We start from the raw sequence: 25,588 nt of genomic DNA, 5'->3' as shown, positions 1-25,588 counted from the left end.
CGTCGGTCCGACGGGATCTCGGACCACCCCACACCCCGCAACACCCCGACACACAAGGAGTACCGACATGGCCCACACCGAGCAGGACATCCTCGCCGGCCTCGCCGACATCGTCTCGGAGGAGACGGGCGTCGACGCGTCCGAGGTCACCGCGGACAAGACCTTCACCGACGACCTCGACGTCGACTCGCTGTCGATGATGACCATCGCGGTCACCGCCGAGGAGAAGTTCGGGGCCAAGATCCCCGACGAGGAGGTCAAGAACCTCAAGACCGTCGGCGACGCCGTCAACTACATCAAGGCCAACCAGGCCGCCTGAGGCCGGTGACCTCCCCCCTTCGTCATGAGCGAAGGGGGGAACCGCCCCTCTCCCACCCCGCAGCAACAGGAGCCCACATGACCTCTCCCCGGCCCACCGTCGTCGTCACCGGTCTTGGCGCGACCACCCCGCTCGGCGGCACCGCCGAGGAGACCTGGCAGGCCGCCCTCGCCGGCCGGTCGGGCGCCGGCCCGCTCGATGCCTCGTGGGTCGAGGACTACCAGCTCCCGGTGACCTTCGCCGCACAGCTGGCCACCCCCGTCACCGAGGTGCTGAAGAAGGTCGAGACCAAGCGCCTCGACCCCTTCGCCCAGTACGCGCTCGTCGCCGCCCGTGAGGCCTGGGCCAACGCCGGCGCCCCCGAGGTCGAGCCCGAGCGCCTCGCGAGCTCCGTCGGTACCGGCATCGGCGGCGTGCAGACACTGCTGACGGCGTGGGAGTCACTGCGCACCAAGGGAGCCCGACGCGTCTACCCGCTGTCCATCCCGATGCTCATGCCCAACAGCGCTGCCGGCACCGTCTCGCTGGAGTTCGGCGCCCGTGCAGGAGCGCACACCCTCGTCTCCGCCTGCTCCTCCGGCGCGGAGTCCATCGCCTACGGGCTGCACCTCATCCGCGAGGGCCTGGCCGATGTCGTCATCGCCGGCGGCTCCGAGGCGTCGATCCACCCCCTGCCGATCGCCGGGTTCACCCAGATGCAGGCGCTGTCCACCCGCAACGACTCCCCGGAGACGGCCTCGCGCCCCTACGACACCGACCGGGACGGCTTCCTGCTGGGTGAGGGTGGCGCGATCCTCGTGCTGGAGTCCGAGGAGCACGCCAAGGCGCGCGGCGCGAACATCATCGCCACCCTCGCCGGAGCCGGCGTCAGCGCCGACTCGCACCACATCGCCGCGCCCGAGCCCGAGGGCGCCGGCGCCGCCCGGGCCATGGTCGATGCCGTCCGTGACGCGGGTGCCACTGCGAAGGACCTCAGCCACATCAACGCGCACGCCACCTCCACCCCCGTGGGTGACGTCGCCGAGGTCGCGGCGGTCCGGCGCGCCTTCGGCGCGGACGCCGACCACATGGCCATCAGCGGCACGAAGTCGATGACTGGTCACCTGCTCGGTGCCGCCGGTGCGCTCGAAGCGGTCTTCGCCGCACAGTCGGTCCGGGACCGCAAGGCCCCGCCGACGATCAACATCGAGAATCTCGACCCGGCCGTCGACCTCGACATCGTGCGCGACACACCGCGCGACCTCCCCGAGGGCGACCTGCTCGTGCTGGACAACTCCTTCGGCTTCGGCGGGCACAACGTCGCCCTCGCCTTCGGGAGCTACTGATGGCGCGCCAGCCCAACGCGGCCTCGGCGAGCGTTGGGAAGAAGGTCAAGGTCCCCCGCGAGGAGGACCCCCGCAACCCGAACCATCGCCTGGCCGACTTCCTCGACGACGGCTCCCTCGAGTTGATCACCGCCGACGACGACTCCGGCATGCTCGCCGCGACCGGCACCGTCGACGGCCGGCCCGTCGTCACCTTCTCCAGCGACGCCACGATCATGGGCGGTGCCATGGGTGTCGCCGGCTGCAAGGTCGTCGTCGCCGCCTACGAGCGCGCCCTGGCCGACGGTGTCCCCGTGGTCGGGCTCTGGCATTCCGGTGGGGCCCGACTGCCCGAGGGCGTGGTCTCCCTCCATGCCGTCGGTGAGGTCTTCGCGATCATGACCCGCGCCTCGGGAAGGATCCCGCAGATCTCCGTGGTCATCGGTGCGGCCGCCGGTGGCGCCGCCTACGGGCCGGCGCTGACCGACATCGTCATCCTCGCCCCGGAGGGGCGGATCTTCGTCACCGGGCCGGACGTCGTCCGCTCGGTCACCGGCGAGGACGTCGACGCCCTGCGCCTCGGCGGTCCCGAGCCCCATGGTCGCCGCTCCGGTGTCGTGCACGTGCTCGCCGAGTCCATCGACGACGCCTACGCCCGCGCGGGCGTGCTGTGCGAGCTGCTCTCCAACCAGGGCACCTTCGCCGTCGGCGACGTCGCCGATGTTGATCTGGCCGAGCAGCTGCCCGAGTCGACCAAGCGCGCCTACGACGTGCACCCCCTCATCGAGATGCTGCTCGACGCGGGGCCGGTCCAGGAGCTCCACGCGCGGTGGGCACCCAACATCGTCACCAGCCTCGGCCGCCTCGGTGGCCGTACCGTCGGCGTCGTCGCCAACAACCCGATGCGTCTGGGTGGTTGCCTGGACTCCTCGTCCGCGGAGAAGGCGGCACGGTTCGTGCGGATGTGCGATGCCTTCGGGGTGCCACTCGTCGTCCTCGTCGACGTCCCCGGGTACCTACCGGGCGTCGGCCAGGAGTGGGACGGAGTCGTGCGCCGCGGCGCCAAGCTGCTGCACGCCTTCGCCGAGGCGGTCGTGCCACGTGTGAGCGTCGTGACGCGCAAGACCTACGGTGGTGCCTACATCGCGATGAACTCGCGCTCGCTGGGCGCCACGAAGGTCTTCGCCTGGCCGGACGCGCAGGTCGCCGTCATGGGCTCGGTGGCTGCCATCCGTATCCTGCACCGTCGCCGTCTGGCGGAGGTCGAGGAGTCCGAGCGCGCCGCCGTCGAGCAGGAGCTCGCCGACGAGCACGACCGCCTCTCCGGGGGCCTGCCGCGTGCCGTCGAGATCGGGGTCGTCGACGAGATCGTCGAGCCGACACGGACCCGCTCGGCCGTGGCCACCGCCCTGGCCGAGGCGCCCGCACGACGTGGGGAGCACGGCAACATCCCGTTGTGATCACGTAGCCTCGCGGTACCGGGACCACCGGCCCCATCCGAGTGGAGGTTGCTGTGAACGACACCCCGCCCCGCACGATGTCCGCCGGGGAGTGCTGGCAGGCGCTCCGCGAGCACGAGTTCGGCCGACTCGCCTACCGCCTGCTCGGCGAAGTGCACATCACGCCGATCAACTACGTCGTGGACGGCGAGCGGCTGCTCTTCCGCACCGCGCAGGGCAACAAGTTGCTCAGCGTCGTCATGCACGGGCCGGTGGCGCTGGAGATCGACGAGCTGGGCGTCGAGGAGGCGTGGTCGGTCGTCGCACGCGGGTCCGCCCGGGTTCTCGAGGGCGCCGACGCCGGGCGATCGGAGCAGCTGCCGCTGCGGCCCTGGGTGGGCGGTGAGAAGGAGACCGTCGTGCGGATCGACCCGGAGGAGGTCACCGGCCGCCGCTTCCGGCTGTCCAAGCCGTGGGAGCACATGATGCCCACCTCATGATGCGTCCGGGCATGACGAAGGGGGCTGCGCCAAGGAGGAAGCGCAGCCCCCTTCGTCATGGGGCGGTGGTCCCTAGCCCACCTTGTGCAGCCAACGCACGGGTGCCCCGTCGCCGGCGTGCCGGAAGGGCTCGAGCTCGGCATCCCAGGCCTCGCCCAGGAGCTCGCCGATCATGTCCTCGACGGCTTCACCGGCCCCCTGGGCAAGCGTGATGACTTCGCGCAGGCGGTTCTCGTGGAGGACGACGTCACCGGAGGCGGAGATCGTCGCGTGGTGGATGCCCAGGGTCGGGGTGTGGCTCCAGCGGGAGCCGTCGAGGCCCGGGGTGGGCTCCTCGGTCACTTCGTAACGAACGCCCTCCCAGCCGCGCAAGGCGGAGGCCAGAACCGCTCCCGTGCCGGGGTCTCCCGTCCAGGAGAACTCGGCACGCTTGAGGGACCGGCCGAGCGGCTGCTCGGTCCAGTCGAGGACCACAGACTGATCCAGCACGGACTCGAGAGCCCACGTGATGTGGGGACACAGGGCCGTGGGGGTGCTGTGGATGAACACCACGCCGCGGGTACTGATGCGCTTTCCTGCAGACATCCTGATCCTCCTTGAGTGCGATGGACGTCTTCCCCAACGCCAGACACTCTGGATCGAACGGCTGCTGCGCGTGTCGCGGTGTGCTGCTCGAGCAATATGTGCACCGAAGTGCTTGTGTTGGTCATTGTGCCCCACAGATCACAGGAGCACCAGCCCGCACGGGAACCACACCCGCCCCACGGGGCGCAGACAAGTCGGGGTAACCTCACGCCGTCGCGTCTTGCGACATCGGGGCGGTAGCTCAGTCGGTCAGAGCACCGGACTCATAATCCGTCGGTCCCGGGTTCAAGCCCCGGTCGCCCCACCGCAGACTGCCGATCAACCGGTTCGCGAGGTGCTGACCCGAACGACCCGCTGCGCGGTACGGGCCGCACTGACAGCATTCCAGCGCACGGCACCCAGCAGGTCGCGGGCATGCTCGGCCGCGGTGTGGTCCGGACGGGCGGAGATCGCCGCGAGGGCCCGGTCTAGATCGTGTCCCTCCTGCCCCAGCACCACGGAGAAGTCGCGACGCAGCGGACCCAGCGCTTCGTAGCCGGCGTTGCGGTAGTGACGCGCGAACCACGGCTTGTGGAGTCGGGCACGCTCGTGCAAGCCGGAGGAGTGCGACATGGGGTTCTTCGGCCGGTCCAGGACGTAGTCGGGGAGCAGGTCGGCGAAGGCGTGCCGCAGGATCCACTTCTCCCGACCGTCGTGGACCTTCAGTCCCATGGGGATCCGCGTGGCCAAGGCGATCAGAGCTGGATCGAGGAAGGGCACGCGCACCTCGACCCCCTGCCCCGTGCCGGTGCGGTCGACGCGTTGCAACTCGGTCCGGGACAGGTTGCGGATCTTGTGCTCGAAGAGTCGACGCGCCGCTTCCGGTGGCACCTCGTCGTACATGGCATACCCACCGAAGAGCTCGTCCGAGCCGTCCCCCGCGATGGCGATGTCGATACCCGCCCGACGCATCCGGGCGAACAACGGGACGGAGACGACCGCATTGATGACGTCGCCGTACTCCGTGCACTCCGACATCCGGATGGCCGTGCGCACATCGTGTCGGCTGATCCGCTCCGGGACCACGTCGATCACCTCGTGCCGCACCCCGAGATCGGCGGTCAGTCGCCGCGCATACCGGACGTCCTCGCTGTCCGGGCTGCCGATCGTGAAGGCCACGCAGTCCGGGTGGCTTCGGCGTACGAGCGCCAGCACCAGCGATGAGTCGAGGCCACCGGAGAGGACCACGCCCACCTGCGCCTGCGTGTCGCAACGCGCCAGGACGCTCTCCTCCAGCGCCGCGCGCAGCAGAGCGGACGCCCGATCGACGTCGGTGACCGGCGTACCGTCCTCGGTGTGGAACAGGTCGACGTACGGCTTCGCCTGCGGGATGCGTCCGGGTTCGGCCCATGCGTGGTGTCCCGGCGGGATCTCGTGGATCGCCGTGCCCGTGGGGACCAGTGACTTCACCTCCGAGCCGACGTGGAGGCAGCCATCCGCCCACGACCAGTAGAGCGGCCGGATGCCGACGGGGTCCCGCCCCAAGTAGGCCCGGCCCGTGCTGACCTCGATGATCATCAGGGCGAAGTCCCCCCGCAGCCGGGCGAGGCCGGCTCCGCCCCAGCAGAAGAACGCGGCCACGACGACTTCGAGGCTGTCACCATCACGAAGGGGGTGTCCACCCTCGCGGAGCTCGTCACCGAGCTCGGCACCGTTGTAGATCGTCCCGTCGAGACACGCGATCCACTCGCCGTCCATCGACTGCCATGTCCTCGTGGTGTCCTCGTGGTCACCGGCGGCGGTCCTCGTGCTCGCGAGCACCCCAGGCGCCTGGCTGCTCTCCTCGACCTCTCCGCGTCCCGCAATGGCCCGTCGCATCCGATCGAAGCGGGCGCGATTCGCGGACGCTCCGACGATGGCAGCGATGCCGCCCATGGTCTCAGTCCTCGATCCGTGCCGCGTCGTGTGTGCGCAACCCTGCCAGTGCGTCGGGGCTGATGCACACGTGCCACGCCTGGCCCTCGTTGATGACGTTGACCCGCCCCTCGTCCTGGTGGGCCCAGAGCACGTCTGCGAGCACCTCGCAGACACCGAAGCGCTCGAACCATCGCATCTCGAGGTCGACGGCATGCCCTGTGCAGTGTGCACTCGGCAGGACCGCCGAGTACCCCAGGGACCGCAAGTGCTGCTGGTGCTCGATGCTCCGCGTCATGCTGGTCACCCACAGCGGTGGCGTCTCCGGGGGCGCGATCCGGTGGAAGTCAGCGGAGATCTCCTCGAGCAACATGCTGACCTCCGGCCGGGTCCGCGGGCTGACGACCCCAGCGGTGCGCGGCGTGCGATCCGGCACGATGCGACGTTCGACGGCCCGGGCCAGCCGGTGCACGCGAGTCCTGGGCTGCACGCGGCATCGCACGGAGGATCGCCCCTGTCTCGCGCTGCGCACGTCGACGAGCTCGGTGGTCGAATCCACCGTATGCGTCGTCCGGTAGGCCGGCACGTGCCCCCACCACATGGCATCGATCTGGGCCAGCATCAGGATCCGGACCAGGGACGGCAGGTCGGCGGCGGCGCTCCTGGTGTTGGGGCGGTACTCGGAGATCTCCCGGCTCATCGAGGCCACGGCACGGCTGGCTCCGTCGGGCGTCAGCTCGAGTGCGCGCGTGATCTCCGCAGCGAGCCTGCTCGGGTCGAGGAGTTGTGTCGCCCGGCGCCGTTGCACCTCCAGGCCCACGCCACCCACGTCGCTGACGAGGTCATCGACCGCCTCACGATAGCTCCCGAGAGCGATCATCGAATGGGGGAAGGAGCCCTCGGTGGAACAGTCCCTCGTCATCGTCGCGGACCACCGGGACGGCCGGACCCGATCAGATCACTGGTCCTCATCGGGCGTCATGACGGTGTAGTTGACCGTGGTCGCGTCCGAATCGGAACTCACCGCGACGTTGGCATTCCAGTCGTCGCTGCCCATGGTGAAGGAGCGCATCTCGAAGTCGTCCCCGCCCATCGAGTTCGTCGACAGGATCTCGAAGCCAGCGGCCTCGGCGCGGGACTTCAGGTCGTCATGGGTCTGCTTGACGTCAGCGTCCTCGCTGGTGAAGTGCACGGTGAACGACTGGTCATCAGCAGTGCCCATCGACATGGACGCCTCGAGTGTGAAGTCGTCCGGCAACGGCACTTCCTCGGGGAAGTCATCGGGGAGCTCACTGCCACCGATCTCCAGCGAGCCCTCGTCGGACTCGATGCTGACCTTGCCGTCGCCGTCGCTGTCGATGTCGACGTCACCACCACCGGCGGCCTCCATCCCCTTCTCGGCGACCTTCTCCCCGGCCTTGTCGGCAATCGCCGAGCAGCCTGTCACGAGCGTGGCGGCCAGCGCGACGCTGGCGACACTCTTGACGGTCCTGTGAATCTTCATCGTGGCGTCCTGTTCTCCGTGGCTGCGTCATCCCTGTGACGATGCGGGAGCAGCGCCGGAGACGAAGCACGATCTTCAGCAAACATTCAGCATAGATGAAGGGTGCGGCGTTGTGTGGGGGACGCCTCATGCCGTGATGGCGTCACGCCGGTCGGCAGTGAGGGTCGGGCATCCGGTTCAGACGGCTCGGCCGGTCATCGAGGCGAGCTCTTTCTCCTGCGGGAGGTCGAGTTCGGGCTCCTCACGCATCTTCCTCAGGTGCTCCTTGGTGCACCCGGTGGCCCACGCGCCGATGACCAGCGAGCCCCAGCCGATGAGCATGCCCGCGACGTTGTCCAGGACGTAGTGCCAACCGAAGTAGAGCGTCGCCACGGAAGTCAGGGCGAAGAAGGTCCAGGCGGCCGTGCGCGCGATGGAGTTGCGGGTGGTGCGCTGCAGGAACAGGGCAGCGGCAAAGGTCACGGACACGTGGAGCGAGGCGAAGGCTGCGACACCGTGGATGGCGTCGCTGGTGAGCGGACTCGTCAGGAACTCCAGCCGGTTGTCCAGCAGCGCCTGCTGCAGCGAGCTCACTCCCGTGCCGGGCAGATCAACGTACAGGTCCGGGCGGGAGTAGACCGGACCGACCGCGGGGATGACGTAGTAGCTGACGACCCCGAAGACCCAGTTCAGGCAGAGTGTGGTCGCGTACCAAGCGCCCACCCGCACATCGCGGCTGAGCACAAGGAAGACACCGAGGCTGATCGGCACGAGTGGCATGTACGACAGGTAGACGAAGGACAGCAGCATCGCCGTGATGTCGGTGCCCAGGACTGCGTGCAGCACCGTGGCGGGGTCGTGGCCCGCGAAGAACCACCGGTCGGTCTGCAGCAGCCCGCGGTCGTAGAGCGTGTCGTCACGATAGAGCGGCAGGACGTTCTTGAGGTTCCGGTACGCCACGTAGCTGACGTAGAACGTCACCAGGCCCGTCATGATGTAGAGGGTGCGGCGCAGGGTCCACTCGTGCTTGATGACCTCGCTCACCCCGCGCGGGATGCGGCGCCAACCGCGTCTGCGCGTGGCCGCAATGAGAACACCCACCCCGGAGAGGAGCAGGCCCAGCAGCGGCAGACGTACGTAGGCAGGGCCGAGGAAGCCCTCGGGGTCCTTCAACGGGATCCCCAGGACTTGGCTGCCGATGATCGAAGCGATCCCGACGAGGACCGACACGCTCACCGCAACCGTGTACGGCCACTTGCGAACGAGATGCATCCCCCGATTATGACGGATCGGTGACCAAAGTGTGAACTGACACTCTTGCCTGCTGATCGCCCACGACGAAGGGCCCCGGCCCGCATGGCGCGGATCGAGGCCCTTCGTCGTGTGGCTCCCCCGGCTGGACTCGAACCAGCAACCCTCCGGTTAACAGCCGAATGCTCTGCCAATTGAGCTACAGGGGATCGCGCCGAGGCGCTGCGCCACCATAGCAAGAACAGGGCGTGTGTCTAAACCCAGGGCTCACGGCTCCTGCCCGACCTGCTCCGCCAGTCGGGCAGCGACCTGCTCGGTCATCGCGACGAGCTCCGCGTCGTCGGGGTCGCAGCCACGCGCGACGATCGTCTGGGCGAGCACCGCGTCGCTGGTGAGGTCCTTGCGCAGCACCACCCGGGCCCGCCGCGACCGGTCCAGGCGCACGTGCTCGACGAGGAGCACGGAGGCGTTGACCCGCTCGTGGAAGGCATCGGGGACACCACCCGGGTCGGTGAGGTGCCAGTGCCCCGCGGCGCTCCCGTCGACCCACGAGACCGCGAGGGCCGACTCGTCCGGGTCCCACCGACCGCTGTCGACAAGATGCCACGGCTTGCCCCGGGCTGCGTCCTCGCCGGGAGCGATGAGCCGACGTGAGGTGATCACCAGCGCCCCGTCCCGGGTGGAAGCCGTGGCGAGCACCCGCTCCCCCGACTCGAGCTCGACGTCCGCGGGGACGGCAACCGCCTTGTTCTTCAGGACCTTCAGCCAACCCATCAGAGAATCTCCTCACGCAGCGCGGCGCGTTGGCGCTCCAGTGATTGCAGGGACAGCGAGAGCTCACGCAGGCTCTGCTGGTCGGTGCCCGGGTCCGCCGCCATGCGTCGCATCCGCGACATCGAGTCCGAGATGCGTCGGCCGACCGCCACCTCCCGAACGCGCACGAGCAGGGATCGGGTGTAGCTCGCCGGAGGCAGGCCGGTCGACTGGTCGTGCAGGACGGGAAGGGGGGCGACCGACAGCTCGGCGACGAGCGAGGCGACCGCCAGCGGGGTCTCCTCGTCGACGCGCATGTGCCAGGCACCCAGGGTCTCACCCTCCCGCAACGGGCCGACCGTGCGCACGGCGGCGAAGACCGCCTGGTGCGCGGGCGCGGCAAAACCCTCCGGCTCGACGCCGTCGAGGTCCTGCGAGGTGAACAACGAGGGATGCTGGAGCATCGCCTGGAGCAGCTGTCGCTCGGCACGCACGATCGGGTCACGCAGGTCGGGTGCCGGGACCCCGCTGCCGGCCTCGGCCGAGGTCGGTTCCGGTGTCTCGGGATTGGCGCGGGTCTCCCCCTTCGCCTCCTCCTTGGCCTTGATCCGGCCGGCGCGGGCCACCTGGTCTCGCATCTGCTCGACCTCGACACCGACCCAACCGGCGACCGTGCGCACGTACTCCGGCCGCAGCGAGGAGTCACGGATGCTGTTGATGATCGGCGCGACCGCGGACATACCGCGCACGCGGCCCTCGGCGGTGGACAGGTCGAAGCGCGCCAGCGTCGTGCGCACCGCGAACTCGAACATCGGCACCGCGTCGGCCACGAGCTCGCGTACCGCGATCTCCCCCTCGCGCAGACGCAGGTCGCAGGGGTCCATGCCCTCCTTGGCGACAGCGACGAAGCTCTGGCTGGCCCAGCGCTGGTCCTCGGCATAGGCCTTCATCGCGGCCTTCTGTCCGGCGGCATCACCGTCGAAGGTGAAGATGACCTTGGCCGGGGCGAGATCTGCCTCGTCGCGCATGATCCGGCGCAGCACCTTGATGTGGTCGACACCGAAGGCGGTGCCGCACGTGGCGACCGCACCCTCGACACCGGACAGGTGGGCGGCCATCACGTCGGTGTACCCCTCGACGATGACGGCCTGCCGGTCCTTGGTGATCGACTTCTTGGCCAGGTCGAGGCCGTAGAGGACGCTGGACTTCTTGTAGATCGGCGTCTCGGTGGTGTTGAGGTACTTCGCCGCGATCCTGTCGTTGTCGTAGAGCCGCCGCGCGCCGAAGCCGACCGTCTCACCGGTGATGTCGCGGATCGGCCAGACCAGTCGCCCGCGGAAGCGGTCGTAGAGGCCGCGCGAACCGCTCCCGCACAGGCCCCCGATCGTCAGCTCCTCGGCGGTGAATCCCTTGTCGCGCAGGTGACGGGCGAGCTCCTCCCCGCCACGGGGTGCGTACCCGATGCCGAAGAGCTTCGCCTCGGGGCTGCGGAAACCACGCTCGCGCAGGAAGTCCCGACCGATCCGTGCCTCCGGGGACTCCAGCAGCCGCTCGTGGTAGAACTCCGCCGCGGCACGGTGGGCCTCCAGCAGACGGGTGCGCTTGCCGAGCCCGACCCCGTCGCGAGGACCGCCCCCTTCCTCGTAGCGAAGCTCCATGCCCAGCTTGGCCGCGAGGCGCTCGACGGACTCCGCGAAGGTCAAGTGGTCCAGCTTCTGCACGAAGGAGATGACGTCACCGCCCTCACCGCAGCCGAAGCAGTGGTAGGCGCCGACGGCCTCACGCACGGTGAAACTCGGCGTCTTCTCGTCGTGGAAGGGACACAGGCCCTTCATCGACCCGATACCGGCGGGGCGCAGCGAGACGTGGTCGCGGACGATGTCGGTGATCGAGGAGCGCTCCTTGACGGACTGCACGTCCTCGGCTCGGATCCGGCCCGCCACCTGGCACCTCACTCCCTGATCGACCACGCGTGGCGCTCAGTCTAGGTCGCACGGTGGAGCTCCGCCCACCCTCATGCCCAGGGGGTGGTGCGCCGGGCTCCGGAGGAATATCGTCGGTTGTGTGGTACAAGCACCTGTCGATGGTTTGGAGACAGGACCCTCACCGAGAGCCGGGGCCCTCAGGAGAGCAATGGAAAGTGACCACGACACGGTCCGTGGCGACCGACCCGCCGCCCCACCCCACGAGAGTTCAACGACGCCGCACTCCTGTTGGCGCGCCGACGCCGCCTGCTCAAGGGTCGGTCGATTCATCGACCTGACGACACAAGGAGGACGCAATGGCGCAGAACACACAGAACATCGATGCCCTCATGGCAGAGGAGCGAACCTATCCACCGGATCCCGAGTTCGCCGCCCAGGCGAATGCCCAAGCGGGCTTCTACGACCAGGACCCTGACGAGTTCTGGGAGAAGGAGGCCCGTGAACGGATCACCTGGTTCACCGACTTCAACGCACTCAAGCAGTGGGACCGTCCCCACGCCCGGTGGTATCTCGGCGGCCGGCTCAATGCCTGCTACAACTGCGTGGACCGCCACGTGGAGAACGGTCTGGGCGACAAGGTCGCCTACTACTGGGAGGGCGAGCCGGCCGACGAACGACTGACCATCACATATGCGGACCTGCAGTCCCGGGTCGTCAAGGCGGCCAACGGCTTCAGGTCCCTGGGCATCGGCAAGGGCACCAAGGTCGCGGTGTACATGGGCATGATCCCCGAGTCGCCCGTCACGCTACTGGCGCTGGCCCGCCTCGGGGCTCCCTTCACCTTCGTCTTCGGTGGTTTCTCCGCGCAGGCGCTGGGCAGTCGTATGGTGGAGATGGAGTGTGAGTACCTGGTCACCCAGGACGCGAGCAACCGCCGCGGGAAGGCCTCCCCGCTCAAGCCCATCGCCGACGAGGCGATGGACATGGCGCCAACCGTCAAGCACTGCGTGACGGTGCGCCGCACCGGCAGCGACGTGACGATGAAGCAGGGGCGCGACCTGTGGTGGCACGACGTCGTCGACACCCAGTCCGACGACCCGGCGTCGTGCCCGTGCGAGCCGATGGACGCCGAGGACATGTTCTTCCTGATGTTCTCCAGCGGCACCACGGGACGGCCCAAGGGGATCGTGCACTCCACCGCCGGCTACCTGGTGGGCGTCGCGACGACCCACTACTACGTCTTCGACATCAAGCCGGACACGGTCTACTGGTGCGCGGCGGACATCGGCTGGATCACCGGCCACAGCTACATCGTCTTCGGTCCGCTCGCCAACGCGACCACCAGCGTGATTTACGAGGGCACGCCCGACTTCCCGGACAAGGCCCGCTGGTGGGAGATCATCGAGCGCTACCGGGTCAACGTGCTCTACACGGCACCGACCTCCATCCGCACGCACATGAAGTGGGGTGCCCACCACGCCGAGCAGCACGACCTGTCCTCGCTGAAGGTGCTCGGCTCGGTCGGTGAACCGATCAACCCCGAGGCATGGCTCTGGTACCGCGACCACATCGGCGCGGGGAGGACTCCGGTCGTCGACACGTGGTGGCAGACCGAGACCGGCATGATCATGGTCTCCCCGTTGCCGGGGCTGACCACCCTCAAGCCGGGGTCGGCCACCCGGCCCTTCCCGGGGGTCGAGGCTGCGGTCTATGACGAGCAGGGCAAGGAGATCGCACCCGGCGAAGGTGCCGGGTACATGGTCGTCAAGGCGCCCTGGCCGTCGATGTTCCGCACGCTGTACGGCGACGACGAGCGCTTCCGGGAGACGTACTGGGACAAGTTCCCCGACGCCTACCTGGCCGGTGACAGCGCCCGCGTGGACGCCGACGGCGACTTCTGGCTGATGGGCCGCATCGACGACGTCATGAATGTGTCCGGACACCGGCTCTCGACCACCGAGATCGAGTCCGCCCTCGTCGACCACCCGGACGTCGCGCAGGCCGCCGTCGTCTCGCGCTACGACGCGACCACCGGCCAGGCGATCGTGGCGTACGTGACGCTGAAGGAGGGCGCCGAGGGGAGCACCGAGAAGCTCGCCGAGCTGCGTGATCACGTCGGCACCCAGATCGGTCCGATCGCCAAGCCGGCGAACCTCGTCTTTAGCGACGAGCTGCCGATGACCCGCTCCGGCAAGATCATGCGGCGCCTGCTGAAGGACGTCGCGGAGAACCGCGAGCTGGGCGACACCACCACTCTCGCCGACCCCTCCGTGGTCGACGAGCTCAAGCAGCGCTCCGAGAACTGACCCGCGCACCGGGAGCACTCCCGGAAGGAGGTGGTCATCCCACAGATCGTCACGAGCCGCACCCGGACGACATTGCCGAGACGTCTCCCCAAACGAGTCCGAGTGGAGCCCGCGCCCACATCCTGTGGCGCCGGGGCAGATCCGCGGCGCACCACTCCAAAGGAGACGAAATGTCACAAGCAACACATCCACACGTCGACGCGCCGGCACCCGCAGCCATCCCGAAGCCGGCACCGGGCAGCTTCATCGCCGATCCAGCCGCCCTGGGCCTCGCCGGGTTCGCCCTGACCACCGTCGTGCTCAGCGTGGTCAACGCCGGGTGGGTACCCAGCACTGTCGAGCCGGTCGTCTTCGGCCTCGCCTTCGCCTACGGCGGCATAGCCCAGCTCTGCGCCGGCCTGTGGGAATTCGCCAGGGGAAACACCTTCGGAGCCACCGCGTTCAGCTCCTACGGCGGCTTCTGGTTGTCGTTCTGGTACCTGACCGGCCACACCGACCTCAGCGGCGCGGGCTCGGACATCAACCAGGGCCTGGGGCTCTACCTGATGGCATGGGCAGTCTTCACGCTGTACATGACGGTGGCGGCGATGCACACCAACAACGCCGTCCTGACCGTCTTCGTGCTGCTGACGATCACCTACATCCTGCTTGCCCTCGGTGAGTTCTTCACCGCGGACGCCATCACCACAGCGGGTGGCTACGTCGGCATCCTCACCGCGCTGGCGGCCTGGTACGGATCCTTCGCCGTCGTCACGAACTCGACATTCAAGCGGGCGGTGGTGCCGATCGGTCCACGGGAGTAGCCAGTCGCCGGTGCAGCTCCAGGGCTCGGACATCGGTGAGCGAGGACACCTGGTCGACCACCACACGCAGCCGGGCGTCCTCGCTCTGCGCGCCCGCCAGATCATGACGCAGGTCGGGGTCGAGCCGCTGCTCGGGATCCGCTGCGAACCACTTCGCGAGGTCGGCAACAACCTCGCGCTGGTACGCGTACTCATCGTCCCGCTCCCCGGAGAACATGACGAAGTGCGCCGCGACGGCCTTGAGTACCGCGACCTCCGCCAAGGAGTCGTCGGGCACGACCAGACGGGCCTCGTAGCGGCCGAGATCCCCCGGCCCGTGCACCGACCGGGTCGCGGTCTCGGCCGCGTGCACGAAGCGCCCGATCACCCGTGAGGTCATGTCCTTCAGTCCGGCGAGCGCCTGCCGGGAGCCGTCGTAGGTCTTCGGGACCGCCCCGGTCGCGAGCAGCCGCTCCAGCCCCTCCCCCACGGCGTCGCGGCCGAGGTCGGCGGCGAAGTGGGTCACGGCGACGTCGAGCACTGCGTCGGTGTCGTGCGCGTCGCGCAGTTGCCGCAGGTCGAGCCGGCCCGAGGCGATCGCGTCCTCGACGTCGTGGACGCTGTAGGCGACGTCGTCGGACCAGTCCATGACGTCGGCCTCGAGGCAGCGCACGAAGCTGTCGGTCCCCGGGCCGACCGAGCGCATCCACGTGAACACCAGGAGGTCGTCCTCGTAGACGCCGAACTTCGGGGTCGGGGCCGGGCCCTCTCCCCGACGCCATGGGTACTTCGTCGCCGCGTCGAGGCTGGCCCGGGTGAGATTGAGACCAGCCGGTTGCCCGTCCGCGTGGACGCGCTTGGGCTCCAGGCGAGTGAGGATCCGCAGCGTCTGCGCATTGCCCTCGAAGCCACCGATGTCGGCGGCGATGGAGTTCAGCGCGCTCTCACCGTTGTGGCCGAAGGGGGGATGCCCCAGGTCGTGCGCGAGGCAGGCGACCTCCACCACGTCCGCGGCGCACCCGAGCACCCCACCGAACTCGCGGCCGATCTGCGCCACCTCGAGGCTGTGCGTGAGGCGGTTGCGCACGAAGTCGTCGCTACCGGGACCGAGCACCTGGGTCTTGGCCGACAACCGGCGCAGGGCGGCGGAGTGGATCAGCCGCCCGCGGTCACGCGCGAAGTCATCCCGGTCGGCACGCTTGTGCACCGGGTCCTCGGAGACCCACCGCTCGCGGTCGCTCTGGCTGCTCACGCTGGTGAGCCTACGACGGACCGGCGGCCCGCCCCCTTCCCACTGCGCGGGATACCCCGGCGAGTGCACTGCGCCCCCAGTAGCCTCAGGTGAGAACCGCCACACCCGGAGGGGCCCATGTTCCGCAAGATCCTCGTCGCCAACCGAGGCGAGATCGCCATCCGCGCATTTCGCGCGGCCACCGAGCTCGACGCGACCACCGTCGCCGTGTTCCCCGCGGAGGACCGCACCTCCGAGCACCGGATGAAGGCGGACGAGGCGTATCAGATCGGCGAGGAGGGCCACCCGGTCCGTGCCTACCTGGACCACGAGGACATCGTGCGGGTGGCCCGCGAGGCCGAGGTCGACGCGATCTACCCCGGGTACGGGTTCCTCTCGGAGAACCCCCAGCTGGCCGAGGAATGTGCCCGGCACGGCATCACCTTCATCGGTCCCGGGGCCGAGGTGCTCGAGCTGACCGGCAACAAGGCGCGCGCCATCGCCGCGGCTGACGCGGCCGGCCTGCCGACGCTCCAGGGCGCCGAGGCGACGACCGACCTCGATGCGCTCGAGTCGGCAGCCGAGCAGATCGGCTTCCCGGTCTTCGTCAAGGCCGTCAGCGGTGGTGGCGGACGAGGAATGCGTCGTGTCGAACGGCGCGCGGACCTGCGCGATGCCCTCGAGGCCGCCCAGCGCGAGGCGGAGTCGGCCTTCGGCGACCCGACGCTCTACCTCGAGGAGGCCGTGATCAACCCGCGGCACATCGAGGTCCAGGTGCTCGGCGACGCCAGCGGCGAGGTGATCCACTTCTGGGAGCGGGACTGCTCCGTGCAGCGCCGCCACCAGAAGGTCGTCGAGATCGCCCCCGCACCCGACCTCGACCCCGACCTGCGCGAGCGGATGTGCGCCGACGCGGTGCGCTTCGCCGAGTCCATCGACTACGTCAACGCGGGCACGGTCGAGTTCCTCCTCGGCGAGGACGGGCGGTACGTCTTCATCGAGATGAACCCACGCATCCAGGTCGAGCACACGGTCACCGAGGAGGTGACCGAGCGCGACCTCGTCGTCGCGCAGATGCAGATCGCCGCCGGCGCGACGTTCACCGACCTGGGCCTGCGGCAGGATGACATCCGCACCCGCGGCTTCGCACTCCAGTGCCGGATCACGACCGAGGACCCCGCCAATGGCTTCCGGCCCGACTCGGGGACGATCTCGGCCTACCGCTCGGCCGGCGGGTCCGGGGTGCGGCTGGACGGCGGCACCACCTTCGTCGGCGCGGAGATCAGTCCCCACTTCGACTCCATGCTCGTCAAGCTCACCTGCCGGGCCGCGACGTTCCCCCTGGCCGTGCGGCGCGCCCGCCGGGCCCTCGCGGAGTTCCGCGTGCGCGGCGTGGCGACGAATCTTCCCTTCCTCGACGCCGTCCTGTCCGACCCCACCTTCCAGGCCGGTGAGGCCACCACGAGCTTCATCGACGAGCGTCCCCACCTGCTGGACGCGCCCAGCGGCAAGGACCGCGCCACCAAGCTGCTGACCTACCTCGCCGACGTCAGCATCAACCAGCCGCACGGGCCCCGCACCAGCGACGTCCGGCCCGCCAGCAAGCTCCCGGGCCTACCGGAGGGCGACCTGCCCGAGGGGAGCCGCGACCGCCTGCTGCGTCTGGGCCCGGCCGGCTTCGCCGCCGACCTGCGCTCGCGCACCGACGTCGCGGTCACCGACACCACCTTCCGCGACGCCCACCAGTCCCTGCTCGCGACCCGTGTGCGCACCCGCGACCTCGTCACGGTCGCCGAGCACGTCGCTCGCCTGACCCCGCAGCTGTTGTCGGTCGAGGCCTGGGGTGGCGCGACGTACGATGTCGCCCTGCGCTTCCTGCACGAGGACCCGTGGGAGCGGCTGGACGCCCTGCACGAGGCGATGCCCAACGTCCCCCTGCAGATGCTCCTGCGTGGACGCAACACCGTCGGCTACACGCCCTACCCGACGAGAGTCACCGATGCCTTCGTGGCAGAGGCGGCCCGCAGCGGACTGTCGATCTTCCGCATCTTCGACTCACTCAACGACGTCAGCCGGATGCGTCCCGCGGTCGAGGCCGTGCGGGCGACCGACACCGCCCTTGCGGAGGTCGCCCTGTGCTACACCGGCGACCTGCTCGACCCGGGCGAGAAGCTCTACACGCTCGACTACTACCTGCGGTTGGCCGAGCAGATCGTCGAGACCGGCGCCCACGTCCTGGCGATCAAGGACATGGCGGGGTTGCTGCGCGCACCCGCGGCGGACACCTTGGTGCGAGCGCTACGAAGCCGTTTTGATCTGCCGGTGCACCTGCACACGCACGACACGGCGGGCGGCCAGATCGGCACCCTCCTGGCGGCCGTCAACGCCGGGGTGGACGCCGTGGACGCCGCCAGCGCGACCATGGCCGGGACGACCTCCCAGCCGTCCCTGTCGGCCCTGGTCGCCGGGACCGACGGAACCGACCGGCCGACCGGTCTGGACATCCGCAACGTCTTCGCGCTGGAGCCGTACTGGGAGGCCGTGCGGCGCACCTATGCCCCCTTCGAGTCCGGGCTCTCCTCACCGACGGGGCGCGTCTACCGCCACGAGATCCCTGGCGGGCAGCTGTCCAACCTGCGCCAGCAGGCCATCGCCCTCGGCCTCGGGGAACGGTTCGAGGAGATCGAGGACATGTACGCCGCGGCCAACACGATACTCGGCAACATCGTCAAGGTGACCCCGAGCAGCAAGGCCGTTGGCGACCTGGCCCTCGCCCTCGTAGGCGCGGGTGCCGATCCGTCCGAGTTCGAGGCCGAGCCGTCACGCTTCGACATCCCCGACTCGGTCATCGGCTTCCTGCGCGGTGACCTCGGCGACCCGCCCGGCGGGTGGCCCGAGCCCTTCCGCACCAAGGCCCTCGCGGGCCGGGAGGTGGACCCTCCCTTCGTCGACCTCACCGACGAGCAGGAGCAGGCGCTGGGGCAGAGCCCGCGGGAGACGCTCAACGAGTTGCTCTTCCCCGGTCCCCACGAGGAGATGCGGCATGCGCGGGAGACCTTCGGCGACACCTCCGTGCTCGACACGGGCATCTTCCTGCACGGCCTCGAGCACGGCGAGGACCACGACGTCGAGATCGAGCCGGGCAAGACCCTGACGCTGGGCATCTCCACGGCCAGCGAGCCGGACGAGCACGGCATGCGCACCGTCATGGGCACCGTCAACGGCCAGCTGCGCCCCGTCCAGGTGCGCGACCGGTCGGTCGAGGCCGAGGTCGTCGCGGCCGAGAAGGCCGACCCGGACGACGACGGTCAGGTGGCGGCCCCCTTCGCCGGGGTCGTGACGCTGCAGGTCGATGAGGGGGCCGAGGTCGAGGCGGGAGACACGGTCGCGACGATCGAGGCGATGAAGATGGAGGCGTCGATCACGACCTCGCAGGCCGGGACGGTGCGGCGGACCGCCGTCGGTGGGCGCACGCAGGTCGAAGGGGGCGACCTGCTGGTCGTCGTGGAGTAGCACCGGCGGCCGCGGGCCACGCCCGTGGAATGCGCGCCGACCCGACGGTCAGAGCAGCTTCGCCAGCATCGCTGCGGCGCGGACGGCCCCGTCGGTCTCGACGTCAAGGCCGTGCGTCACCCGGCCCAGCTCCTCGACCATGGCCGTGACCAGCGCATCGGGATCGCACGCCTGGGCGTAGTCCATGCAGGTGCCGGCGCCATAGCGTTCCAGCCGGTGGCGCACGTGCACGTTCTGCTCGAAGTGGTGCTGGAGGGGCACGTAGATGAAGGGCCGGTGCGAGGCGGCCAGCTCCATGCACGTGGTGAGGCCGCCCTGCACCACCGCGAGGTCGCACGCGGCGAGCTGCCGGTACAGGTCGGGCACGTAGCCGCGGTAGCTGACACCCCTGCGCCGCGGGAGGGTCTCCGGGTCGATCCGGGGCCCGGTCACCACGAGGAAGCGCAGTCCGGGGATGCGACGTCTGGCCAGTGGCACGGCGTCCAGGACCCGGCGCAGCAGGGATTCGCCGACGCCGGAACCTCCGACGGTGACCACACAGAGCAACTCGTCATCACGACAGCCGAGTCTTCGGCGGGCGGCAGCCCGCTCGTCGTCAGTCGGCGGGACGAAACCGGTGACGTAGCCGGCGAAGTCGAAGTTCGCCTCGGTCCACTCCCGGATACCCGGCAGACCCGGACCGAACGGCAGGTCGACCACGTCGTCAGGCGTGCCGACAAACACCGAGGCGTCGCGCACCCTGCCGAATCGGGCTCGCTGCTCGATCATCTCGGCGTTGTAGTCCGCCGTGAGCGCCACCTCGTGCTCTCCGCCGTCGGGCATCGGCACCCAGCCGACGAAGTCGGTCAGCCAGGCGAACGGGAACCTCTTCAGTTCGGGATTCTCGTGCAGGAAGTAGTCGACATCCCAGGCCTCGTCACCCACGACCAGGTCGTAGTCGCCCTCCTCCACGACGTCGGCGAAGACCATGAAGTTGTTGACCTGGATCTCGTCCATCCGCCGGATCGCGTGAAAGGCATGCAGGTCATGGTCTGCCGACTCGTCCTCAAGGTGCCTGGACTCGCTCCCCAGCCACTCGGACGCCGGGTGCACGCGTTCACCCGCCTCCTGCAGCACGCGGGTCACCGGGTCCTGCGTGAGCCAGTCGATCTGCAGCTCGGGGTGCTGGCCCCTCAGCGCGGCCGCTATCGCCATGTCCCGTCGGCAGTGACCGAGTCCGATGGGAGAGGAGAGGTAGAGGACCTTCGTCGGACGCGACTGCGCCCGGGTCCAGGTCCGACGCACCGGAGGCGAGGGAGCAGCGCTGTCCTGGGCAAAGTCCTTGATCAGCTGGTTGATGCGGACCGGGTCTCGCCCGGGCAGCCCGTGCCCGCCGCCCGTGACCAACACGAGGTCACCGCCGGTCAGCTGCGCGAGGCGCTCTCCCACGGCCGGTGGCCGGACGGCGTCCTCGGTGCCGTGCACGACGAGCACGGGGCACCGGACCTGTGCGCACAGTGGCTCCAGCGCGACCTTGACCGCTCCGTCCCGGCCGAGCCGACCGGCCGTCGTGTCGACGAGGGTCTGCGGGCTGATCTGGTGCCCCCACCGCACGACGTCCTCGACCTGCTTGGTGGAGTGCGGCTCGGTGAATATCTGATGGGCGAAGAAGTCGATGAAATCGTCGTAGCCGCCGCCCAGCCAGTAGTCACGGTTGTACTTGGCCCAGCCCTGCGTCGTGTCCAGCTGCGCCTCCCACCCGAACCGCTCCCGGTCGGGAGTGGCCACCCTGAGCCCGCAGGACGGTCCGATGGCGACGATCGCCTGCACACGATCGGGCAGTGTGGCGGCCAGGTGGATCGACCACGTCGCACCGCACGAGTACCCGACGACGACGGCCCGCTCGGTCTCCGTGGCATCCAGGACTGCCACCGCGTCGGCGGCATACTGCTCGTCGGCGTATCCCGGGGATCCCGCCGGCCGGTCCGCGTCACCACTCCCGCGCCCGTCGAAGGTCACCACCCGCAGGTGCCTGGCCAGGTACGGGACCTGGGCCTTCCACCAGCGTGAGGGCACGAGGGACCACGTCGGCAGGAGCAGGACCGTCACCTCCCCGCTTCCGTGCACGGCATAGGGGATCCGCACGCCGTCACGGACGACGGACCCGGTGGTGTGCGGTGGAGAGCAGGTGCGCGGCTCCTCCCCGGGGACCGGGAGAGGGACCCGAAGGGGGGCGGCGCTGGAGTGCACTGCATGGGCGCGACTCATCACGAACTCACTCTCCTCCGGGTCCTCGACAATGACCAGACCCGCGATCAGGGTCGGATCTGCAGCACCCGGTTGAAGGGGGTCTCGGCCACTGATGCGAACCGGGTGAACCCGCCCGCTGTGGCGACGTCCCGGATTCGGGCAGGACCGGCCTGCGTCCCGAGCGCCAGACCAACATCCTGGGAGAGGGACGCCGGCGTGCACAGCAGGGTGGAGAAGGCGTAGTAGGCCCGACCGACCGGATTGAGGTTGTCCTCGACGTGGTCACCGGCCATCGGTTCAACGACCATCCAGGTGCCGTCCGGGGCCAGTGCCGCGCGGACCTGCTCGGCCGCGCCGACAGGGTCGCCCATGTCGTGCAGGCAATCGAACATGGTCACCAGATCGAAGCCCTTCCGCGGCATGGCGTCTGCCGATGCGACCTCGAAGTACACGCTCTCGGCCACACCGGCATCGGCGGCGCGCTGCCGTGCTGTCGCGATGGACTCCGGGTGGTAGTCGTAGCCGATGAAGCGTGATTGCGGGAAGGCCTGCGCCATCAGGACAGTGGAGGCCCCGTGCCCGCACCCCACGTCGGCCACCAGAGCTCCCGCGTGCAGCTTGGCCACGACCCCGTCGAGGGCTGGTAGCCACTCGGCCACCAGAGCGGCGTTGTAGCTCGGCCGGAAGAACCGCTCGCAGCCGTCATGGACGTCGGTGACGTGCTCGTGCCAGCCGAAGCCACCGCCGTTGCGGGCGGCGTCGAGCACGTGCTCCACGTCGTGCACCGTGCCCAGGGCGAGCTGGAACAACCCGGGCAGGAAGGCCGGGCTGTCCTCCACGGTGAGAGCGACCGCCTGCTCCGGCGGAAGGGTGTAGCGCGCGGTCGCCGGATCATAGGTGAGGTAGTCCCCTGCGGCCTGGGCGTTGAGCCACTCCCGGGCGTAGGGCTCGGCCGTGCCGGTGCGCTCCGCCAACTCGGCGGGCGTGCTCGGCCCGTGCGCAGCCAAGGCCCGGTAGTACCCCAGCTTGTCGCCGAGGACGACGAGGGCGGCGTTCAGGCTCGCCCCGACCTCGTCGACGGCCCGGAAGACGAAGGACATCAGCACATCCATGTCCACCTGCGGCTCGTCAGTGCCCCGGTCCGCTGTCGCGGTGGTTCCGGGGGTGTTCGTGTCAGTGCTCATCGGGAGCCTCCTGGATCAGGGTTGATGCCTGAAACGTAGGTCTGATCCCCCTCCGGCCGCGTCCGGTGCCCCACCTAGTCCCTAGACTGTGCCGGGTGGCGCTCGTCGGCAGATCGACCGAGCAGGAGGCACTCTCCCGGCTCCTGGCGTCAGCGCGCCTCGGACGAGGCGGAGCACTCGTCGTGACTGGCGAACCGGGCGTTGGCAAGACCGCACTGCTGGCTGACGCACTCGCACCGCGGGACGGGCCGACCGACACCCACCTGCTCCGGGTCACCGCCACGGAGATCGAGCAGGACCTTCCGTTCGCCACCCTGCACGCGTTGCTGCACCCCGCACTCGATGTCCTGGATGAGCTCCCGGAACCTCAGGCCCACGCGTTGGCGATGGCGTTAAGACTGCGGGCGGGAGTTGGCAGCGACCGATTCGCGATCGGGGCAGCCACCCTCGGGCTGCTCACTACGTTCGCCGAGGGAGCTCCGGTGATCGTGGTACTTGATGATCTGCACTGGGCCGACGTCCCTTCGATCGAAGCCTTGGCCTTCGCCGCCCGCAGACTCTCCAACGACCCGATCGCCATGCTGCTGGCCGGGCGCAGCGGTGAGCTACCGACTGCGGTGAGCGACCTGGACATGCTCGAGGTGCCCGGCCTGACGGCCGCGGGATCCGCTCGGCTGATGGCCAAGGAGCACCCGGCGCTGGGGCACGCGACGGTCCGGGAGCTGCATCGCACCACCGGTGGGAACCCACTGGCGCTGCTCGAGCTCAGCACGGATCCGACCTCGCTGACCGCATCACCGGTCAGCGAGGTCGCCCCGGGGGTTCTCGCCACGTTGCCGGACCGACTGCGCTCCGCCTACACCAGACGTCTGGACTCTCTGGCTCCGGATACGCGGGTGAGCGCCCTCGTGGCAGTGGTGGCCGGCGGCGACCCTCGGCTGGTGCGCGCTGTCTGCCAACGCCTGGGGGTGGACGATGAGGCCGAGCTGCAGAGCGCCCAGGAAGGCGGTCTGCTCCGGGTCGGGTCCCACATCACCTTCCGCCACCCGATCCTGCGATCTGTGGTCTACGACTCCGCCAGCGCGCGCCTGCGGCGAACCGTTCACCTGGCGGTGGCCGACGAGCTGACCACCGAGTCCGACCGGGACCGACAGATCTGGCACAGGGCCGCCGGAGCGACCCGCCTGGACGAGGCCCTGGCCCGGCAGCTCGACGAGCTCGGACGGCGAGCGAGCGAGCGGGCGGCCTTCACCGTGGCGTCCACAGCGCATGAGCGTGCCGCCCGATGGAGCCCCACCCCCCAGGGGTGCCGGTTCCGGCTGGTCACGGCTGCCGACGCCGCCTGGGACGGGGGCCAGCGGGAGCGGGCTCTCGCCCTGCTCGACGAGGCGGAGCCGGCCGGTGGCACCGTGACCTCCTCGGGCTCGCGGCTGCGGGCGAGGATCGCGACGCAGTCCGGATCGCTTCGCGAGGGGCTGGTCCTGCTCGAGCGGGCCGCTGGGATCGCCGACCCCGACGACCGCGTGCGTCTCCTCGCCGAGGCGTGCCACGCCTGCATGTACCTCACCGACATGACGAGTCTGCACCGCGTGGAAGCCCAGCTGACCACGAGCCTGACGAGGGCCACGGGACCCGACACCCGAGCGATCGGGCTGGCTGCCGCGGGTGCTGCACAGGTGCTGCTGGGTCAGGGCGGTGCTCCGCTGATCCGGGCGGCGCTCCCTCGGCTCGGCCTGCAGATCGGCCCTCTCGCCGACCCGTCCGCGCTCACCTGGCCGATGCTCGCAAGGCTCTTCCTGCGGGAGACGGACCAAGGCGGCCAGCTGCGACGTCTGGTCGACGACGCCCGGACCCGGATCGGCATCGGGGCCCTTCCGAGCCTGCTCTTCCACGTCGCACGGGACGAGGCCACGACCCGCGCCTGGGACCGTGCCGAGGCGAACTACGACGAGGCAATCCGCTTGGCCCGTGAGACAGGACTGAGCACGGAGCTGGCGATCTCGTTGGCGGGCCGCGCGTGCCTGGAGTCCCGGCGGGGCGGCGTCGCGGCCTGCCGGACGTACGCGCAGGAGGCACTGGAGCTGTGCCGCGCGCGGTCCCTGCACTTCGGCGAGATCTGGTGCGAGCTGGCTCTGGGTGATCTGGACCTGTCGCAGGGGTCAGCCCCGGAGGCTGCCCTCCGGTACCTCGCACTGAACCAACTGCTGCAGGAGCATGGTGTCCGCGACCCTGACCTGCACCCCGGACCGGATCTGGTGGACGCTCTGCTGCGTCTGGGGAGGCGGGATGAGGCCGCAGAGGTCGCCCACGGGTTCATCGACCTGGCACGCGCCCTGGGCCGGCCGTGGACGCTGGCCCGCGCGGAGCGAGCCCTGGCCCTCATGGCTCCCGACCAGGACGTTGACGCCCATGTCTCGGCTGCCCTGACCCATCACGACCGAACCCGCGACGTCTACGAGACCGCCCGCACCCATCTGGCCCACGGGATCCGCCTGCGTCGTGCGGGACGGCGCGTCGATGCCCGCGAGGCCCTCCGGCGAGGGCTGGCGATCTTCGACGAGCTGGGAGCCGCCATCTGGGGGGACGCCACCCGCTCCGAGCTCGAGGCAACGGGTGAGAGGGTCCCGGCGCGCGAGGCGACCGGTCCGCGAGCGCTGACCCCCCAGGAGCTTCAGGTCTGTGTGCTCCTGACGGAAGGAAGGACGACCCGCGAGGCGGCGGCCGCGCTCTTCCTCAGTCCCAAGACGGTTGAGTACCACCTGCGCAAGGTGTACCTGAAGCTGGACATCCACTCGCGCGGCGAACTGGCCACGATCATCCACAGCATGAACTGACCCGGCCGCGCCGGACCGGAGGATGGTCGTTCCCCCCGGGTGATGACCACGCTCAGG

General features: G+C 69.6%; 18 protein-coding genes and 2 tRNA genes. 9 read left to right on the top strand and 11 right to left on the bottom strand.

The genetic code is table 11. The annotated features are described in order from the left end of the window. The first annotated feature begins 67 nt into the window (after positions 1-67). The 4 genes from BJY20_RS14325 to BJY20_RS14310 all read left to right on the top strand — a co-directional run bounded on the left by BJY20_RS14325 (position 68) and on the right by BJY20_RS14310 (position 3,562). The gene (locus tag BJY20_RS14325) at positions 68-319 is read left to right on the top strand and encodes an acyl carrier protein (RefSeq protein WP_185992152.1); all 252 of its coding nucleotides are present in this window, start codon (positions 68-70) and stop codon (positions 317-319) included. 77 nt (positions 320-396) lie between these two features. After that, positions 397-1,644, top strand: a complete 1,248-nt coding sequence (locus tag BJY20_RS14320; RefSeq protein ID WP_185992151.1) for a beta-ketoacyl-[acyl-carrier-protein] synthase family protein — start codon at positions 397-399, stop codon at positions 1,642-1,644. Continuing rightward, positions 1,644-3,083 (top strand): acyl-CoA carboxylase subunit beta, encoded by a 1,440-nt coding sequence (locus BJY20_RS14315; protein WP_185992150.1) that lies wholly within the window; start codon positions 1,644-1,646, stop codon positions 3,081-3,083. The genes BJY20_RS14320 and BJY20_RS14315 overlap by 1 nt, the downstream gene beginning before the upstream one ends. Before the next feature lie 53 nt (positions 3,084-3,136). Then, positions 3,137-3,562 carry a pyridoxamine 5'-phosphate oxidase family protein gene (locus BJY20_RS14310; protein ID WP_343062917.1) on the top strand — a complete coding sequence of 142 codons (426 nt, stop codon included), beginning with the start codon at positions 3,137-3,139 and terminating at the stop codon, positions 3,560-3,562. Positions 3,563-3,634: 72 nt separating this feature from the next. Here the strand turns inward: BJY20_RS14310 and BJY20_RS14305 are convergent, their stop codons facing one another. Beyond that, the gene (locus tag BJY20_RS14305; RefSeq protein WP_185992149.1) at positions 3,635-4,147 is read right to left on the bottom strand and encodes a DUF3145 domain-containing protein; all 513 of its coding nucleotides are present in this window, start codon (positions 4,145-4,147) and stop codon (positions 3,635-3,637) included. Positions 4,148-4,377: 230 nt separating this feature from the next. On the opposite strand from BJY20_RS14305, the gene BJY20_RS14300 reads away from it, so the two are divergent. After that, positions 4,378-4,451, top strand: a tRNA-Ile gene (locus tag BJY20_RS14300). Positions 4,452-4,465: 14 nt separating this feature from the next. On the opposite strand, the gene BJY20_RS14295 is transcribed toward BJY20_RS14300, so the two are convergent. From BJY20_RS14295 to dnaG, 7 genes are all read right to left on the bottom strand, one after another. Continuing rightward, the gene (locus BJY20_RS14295) at positions 4,466-6,061 is read right to left on the bottom strand and encodes an asparagine synthetase B family protein (protein WP_185992148.1); all 1,596 of its coding nucleotides are present in this window, start codon (positions 6,059-6,061) and stop codon (positions 4,466-4,468) included. Between the two features lie 4 nt (positions 6,062-6,065). Continuing rightward, positions 6,066-6,920 (bottom strand): DUF5715 family protein, encoded by an 855-nt coding sequence (locus BJY20_RS14290; protein ID WP_185992147.1) that lies wholly within the window; start codon positions 6,918-6,920, stop codon positions 6,066-6,068. 78 nt (positions 6,921-6,998) lie between these two features. Next, complete coding sequence (locus tag BJY20_RS14285; RefSeq protein ID WP_185992146.1) at positions 6,999-7,544, bottom strand: hypothetical protein; 546 nt, start codon at positions 7,542-7,544, stop codon at positions 6,999-7,001. A 177-nt stretch (positions 7,545-7,721) separates the two neighbouring features. Beyond that, positions 7,722-8,795 carry a phosphatase PAP2 family protein gene (locus BJY20_RS14280; protein WP_185992145.1) on the bottom strand — a complete coding sequence of 358 codons (1,074 nt, stop codon included), beginning with the start codon at positions 8,793-8,795 and terminating at the stop codon, positions 7,722-7,724. 112 nt (positions 8,796-8,907) lie between these two features. After that, positions 8,908-8,983 (bottom strand) — tRNA-Asn (locus BJY20_RS14275). A 58-nt stretch (positions 8,984-9,041) separates the two neighbouring features. Beyond that, the gene (locus tag BJY20_RS14270) at positions 9,042-9,548 is read right to left on the bottom strand and encodes a hypothetical protein (protein WP_185992144.1); all 507 of its coding nucleotides are present in this window, start codon (positions 9,546-9,548) and stop codon (positions 9,042-9,044) included. After that, the gene (gene dnaG, locus BJY20_RS14265) at positions 9,548-11,470 is read right to left on the bottom strand and encodes a DNA primase (RefSeq protein ID WP_185992143.1); all 1,923 of its coding nucleotides are present in this window, start codon (positions 11,468-11,470) and stop codon (positions 9,548-9,550) included. The genes BJY20_RS14270 and dnaG overlap by 1 nt, the downstream gene beginning before the upstream one ends. Positions 11,471-11,808: 338 nt before the next feature. Here dnaG and acs point away from each other — a divergent pair, with 338 nt between their 5' ends. Together acs and BJY20_RS14255 are read left to right on the top strand one after the other, a co-directional pair. Further along, positions 11,809-13,758, top strand: coding sequence for an acetate--CoA ligase (gene acs / locus BJY20_RS14260; protein ID WP_185992142.1), 1,950 nt, complete (start codon positions 11,809-11,811; stop codon positions 13,756-13,758). A gap of 170 nt (positions 13,759-13,928) precedes the next feature. Beyond that, positions 13,929-14,561, top strand: a complete 633-nt coding sequence (locus BJY20_RS14255; protein WP_185992141.1) for an acetate uptake transporter — start codon at positions 13,929-13,931, stop codon at positions 14,559-14,561. On the opposite strand, the gene BJY20_RS14250 is transcribed toward BJY20_RS14255, so the two are convergent. Then, positions 14,524-15,792: a deoxyguanosinetriphosphate triphosphohydrolase gene (locus BJY20_RS14250; RefSeq protein WP_185992140.1), complete on the bottom strand. Its 1,269-nt coding sequence runs from the start codon at positions 15,790-15,792 to the stop codon at positions 14,524-14,526. The two genes, BJY20_RS14255 and BJY20_RS14250, sit on opposite strands and share 38 nt — an antisense overlap. Before the next feature lie 117 nt (positions 15,793-15,909). On the opposite strand from BJY20_RS14250, the gene BJY20_RS14245 reads away from it, so the two are divergent. Further along, on the top strand, positions 15,910-19,284 hold the full coding sequence (locus tag BJY20_RS14245; RefSeq protein WP_185992139.1) for a pyruvate carboxylase: 3,375 nt from the start codon (positions 15,910-15,912) through the stop codon (positions 19,282-19,284). Between the two features lie 48 nt (positions 19,285-19,332). Here the strand turns inward: BJY20_RS14245 and BJY20_RS14240 are convergent, their stop codons facing one another. Together BJY20_RS14240 and BJY20_RS14235 are read right to left on the bottom strand one after the other, a co-directional pair. Continuing rightward, positions 19,333-21,531 carry an alpha/beta fold hydrolase gene (locus tag BJY20_RS14240; RefSeq protein WP_185992138.1) on the bottom strand — a complete coding sequence of 733 codons (2,199 nt, stop codon included), beginning with the start codon at positions 21,529-21,531 and terminating at the stop codon, positions 19,333-19,335. 47 nt (positions 21,532-21,578) lie between these two features. Then, complete coding sequence (locus BJY20_RS14235; protein ID WP_185992137.1) at positions 21,579-22,697, bottom strand: class I SAM-dependent methyltransferase; 1,119 nt, start codon at positions 22,695-22,697, stop codon at positions 21,579-21,581. A 95-nt stretch (positions 22,698-22,792) separates the two neighbouring features. Between BJY20_RS14235 and BJY20_RS14230 the strand changes: the two genes are divergently transcribed. Continuing rightward, a complete protein-coding gene (locus BJY20_RS14230) occupies positions 22,793-25,531 on the top strand; it encodes an AAA family ATPase (protein ID WP_185992136.1) in 2,739 nt (912 codons plus the stop codon). Positions 25,532-25,588 lie beyond the last annotated feature (57 nt).

The organism is Janibacter cremeus, assembly GCF_013409205.1.
In the GTDB taxonomy this organism is placed as follows: Bacteria; Actinomycetota; Actinomycetes; order Actinomycetales; family Dermatophilaceae; genus Janibacter; species Janibacter cremeus.
This window is presented reverse-complemented; position numbering and strand designations above follow the sequence as displayed.

Coding starts and splice junctions, on each gene's coding strand:
- BJY20_RS14325 (WP_185992152.1), top strand. CDS start 68: ATGGCCCACACCGAGCAGGACATCCTCGCCGGCCTCGCCGACATCGTC.
- BJY20_RS14235 (WP_185992137.1), bottom strand. CDS start 22,697: ATGAGCACTGACACGAACACCCCCGGAACCACCGCGACAGCGGACCGG.
- BJY20_RS14295 (WP_185992148.1), bottom strand. CDS start 6,061: ATGGGCGGCATCGCTGCCATCGTCGGAGCGTCCGCGAATCGCGCCCGC.
- BJY20_RS14270 (WP_185992144.1), bottom strand. CDS start 9,548: ATGGGTTGGCTGAAGGTCCTGAAGAACAAGGCGGTTGCCGTCCCCGCG.
- BJY20_RS14240 (WP_185992138.1), bottom strand. CDS start 21,531: ATGAGTCGCGCCCATGCAGTGCACTCCAGCGCCGCCCCCCTTCGGGTC.
- BJY20_RS14280 (WP_185992145.1), bottom strand. CDS start 8,795: ATGCATCTCGTTCGCAAGTGGCCGTACACGGTTGCGGTGAGCGTGTCG.
- BJY20_RS14285 (WP_185992146.1), bottom strand. CDS start 7,544: ATGAAGATTCACAGGACCGTCAAGAGTGTCGCCAGCGTCGCGCTGGCC.
- BJY20_RS14245 (WP_185992139.1), top strand. CDS start 15,910: ATGTTCCGCAAGATCCTCGTCGCCAACCGAGGCGAGATCGCCATCCGC.
- acs (WP_185992142.1), top strand. CDS start 11,809: ATGGCGCAGAACACACAGAACATCGATGCCCTCATGGCAGAGGAGCGA.
- BJY20_RS14290 (WP_185992147.1), bottom strand. CDS start 6,920: ATGATCGCTCTCGGGAGCTATCGTGAGGCGGTCGATGACCTCGTCAGC.
- BJY20_RS14255 (WP_185992141.1), top strand. CDS start 13,929: ATGTCACAAGCAACACATCCACACGTCGACGCGCCGGCACCCGCAGCC.
- BJY20_RS14305 (WP_185992149.1), bottom strand. CDS start 4,147: ATGTCTGCAGGAAAGCGCATCAGTACCCGCGGCGTGGTGTTCATCCAC.
- BJY20_RS14315 (WP_185992150.1), top strand. CDS start 1,644: ATGGCGCGCCAGCCCAACGCGGCCTCGGCGAGCGTTGGGAAGAAGGTC.
- BJY20_RS14320 (WP_185992151.1), top strand. CDS start 397: ATGACCTCTCCCCGGCCCACCGTCGTCGTCACCGGTCTTGGCGCGACC.